We start from the raw sequence: 674 nt of genomic DNA on the forward strand, positions 1-674 counted from the left end.
GCACCCATTAGTTGAATAAGAATTCACTCTTCCAGCTTGGAAAATCATTATTGTAATTACGCAGGCACTCTTTCATTATTTTAGTATCACGAGGCAGATTTTTTTCTAATTCAGACCATCCCATAAAAATTATTTTCTTAGGTAGGGGTGATACAAGACCTGTAATTGCATCCCAGAAAGCATCCCAATTTTCACCGTAGAAGTCTGGGAATTCAAGTTTTTCTTTAAGAAGTAAATGCAATTGATTCTTAGTTTCAACATTACTTACATCAATCGTTACAATTGATTCACGTTCATTATTCAATTAACACACCCCTTATTTTCAATAATTTTTATAGAGATTTGAAATTTTCATCTTTCAAGTAACCCCGTATGCTTGGCTTTACAACCTTGTTTTTAAATCTCACTTCACTTGCTCCAAACAACTTGAAATTCCATTGTGCCTGTCTTAAAGATACTTCATTAGCACCACCTTCATAGTCTGGGTCCTCATTCTGTACAAAATCATCTTCCCAAAAACAAACTTCACAAATTTCATAACTGTCCCGTGTTCCTTCTGTAAGAGTTTTATATCCACAACATTGGCAAGTATATAGCTCCATTTTTTTCACCGTTCCAACACTTTTTTTATATATTATATCAGCTTCCTTGTTCAACTAACCTGCCCCGTTAGT

General features: G+C 34.3%; 2 protein-coding genes. Both read right to left on the reverse strand.

Annotated features, from left to right (window positions below; translation table 11 throughout):
- Positions 1-7 precede the first annotated feature (7 nt).
- Positions 8-304 (reverse strand): barstar family protein, encoded by a 297-nt coding sequence (locus LC455_RS31060; protein ID WP_223596800.1) that lies wholly within the window; start codon positions 302-304, stop codon positions 8-10.
- Positions 305-332: 28 nt separating this feature from the next.
- The gene (locus LC455_RS31065) at positions 333-602 is read right to left on the reverse strand and encodes a CPCC family cysteine-rich protein (protein ID WP_223596802.1); all 270 of its coding nucleotides are present in this window, start codon (positions 600-602) and stop codon (positions 333-335) included.
- Positions 603-674: the final 72 nt, after the last annotated feature.

It is taken from the genome of Neobacillus bataviensis, assembly GCF_019969725.1.

Excerpts from the sequence above, each read along its gene's own strand:
- LC455_RS31065 (WP_223596802.1), bottom strand. The coding sequence starts at position 602 with ATGGAGCTATATACTTGCCAATGTTGTGGATATAAAACTCTTACAGAA.